Here is a 1269-nt window from a genome sequence, read left to right as displayed (position 1 = left end):
TGTTTGGACTGGGGACATCGCGAACAGATGTGCGAGGACATCGCGAACAGTTTTGCGCTTTTGCGCGAGGGGGTTCGGGATGCCATTCGAGGACAGAAGCGTGATGAAGCAGAAGCTGGAGTTTGTGAGGCTGGCGTCGGCGAAAGGAGCGAATATAAGCGTGCTGTGCCAGCGCTTCGGTATCGGCCGGACCTGTGGCCACAAGCTGCTTTCGCGCTATCGGATCGAGGGGGAGGCTGGGCTGGTCGAACAGTCGCGGCGGCCACGATCGAGCCCGGCGCGCAGCGCGCCGGAGGTGGAAGCGGCGGCCCTTGCGGTGCGTATGGCGCATCCGGCTTGGGGTGGACGCAAGATCGCGCGTGTGCTTGCCCGCGAGGGTATCGGCACGCCGGCGGCCTCGACGGTAACCGGCATCCTGCGTCGCAACGGCATTGAGTTGGGAACGTCGGGCGGTGGAGCGCAGCCCTTCATCCGCTTCGAGCATGCCGCCCCCAACGATCTGTGGCAGATGGACTTCAAGGGTCACGTCGCCTTGCGTTGCGGCCGCCTGCATCCGCTCACCGTGCTTGATGACCATTCGCGCTTCTCGGTCGCGCTGTCGGCCTGCGCCGACCAGACCACCGCAACCGTAAAAGCCCGGCTGGTCACCGCCTTCCGCCGCTATGGCTTGCCGTGGCGCATCGCCACCGATAATGGCCCGCCCTGGGGCGATGGCGGCCGCAACGACTTCACGCTGCTCACCGTCTGGCTGATCGAAACCGGCATCGCCGTCAGCCACTCCAGGCCTTGCCATCCCCAGACCCTCGGCAAGGACGAGCGCTTCCATCGCTCGCTCAAGGCCGAGGCGCTGCAGGGACCGCCCTTCGCCGATCTCGCCAAGGCCCAGGACGCATTCGACCAGTGGCGCCATGTCTACAACGCCCAGCGTCCCCACGATGCGCTGGACGGCGGCGTGCCGCTCGATCGCTACTGGGCATCGCTGCGCCCTTATCGCGAAACGGTCGAGCCGTTCGAATACGCCAAGGGCGATCTCATCCGCCGCGTACAGCAGCATGGCTTCGTCTCCATTCTTGGCCGCACCATGCGTTTGTGCAGGGCCTTCACAGGAAAATCCGTCGCCTTCAGGCCCACCGCCACAGACGGTGTCTTCGACGCCTGGTTCAGACATCAGAAAATAGAAACCATCGACCTCAATGTCCTGGCGCGATAGCATGCAAAACTGTTCGCGATGTCCTCGCACATCTGTTCGCGATGTCCCCAGTCCAAACA

1 protein-coding gene is annotated in these 1269 nt (G+C 64.1%); it reads left to right on the top strand.

Annotated elements, in window-relative coordinates:
- The first annotated feature begins 79 nt into the window (after positions 1-79).
- Complete coding sequence (locus NKK47_RS34985; RefSeq protein ID WP_352579925.1) at positions 80-1210, top strand: IS481 family transposase; 1131 nt, start codon at positions 80-82, stop codon at positions 1208-1210.
- The last annotated feature ends 59 nt before the right edge of the window (positions 1211-1269 follow it).

The sequence above is a fragment of the Mesorhizobium sp. M0019 genome, assembly GCF_040323975.1.
GTDB lineage: Bacteria > Pseudomonadota > Alphaproteobacteria > Rhizobiales > Rhizobiaceae > Mesorhizobium.
Note: the sequence above shows the minus strand (reverse complement) of the source record. Positions and strands in the feature narration are given on the sequence as shown.

Bases quoted from the DNA above. Each gene is read 5' to 3' on its own strand.
- NKK47_RS34985 (WP_352579925.1), top strand. From the start codon at position 80: ATGCCATTCGAGGACAGAAGCGTGATGAAGCAGAAGCTGGAGTTTGTG.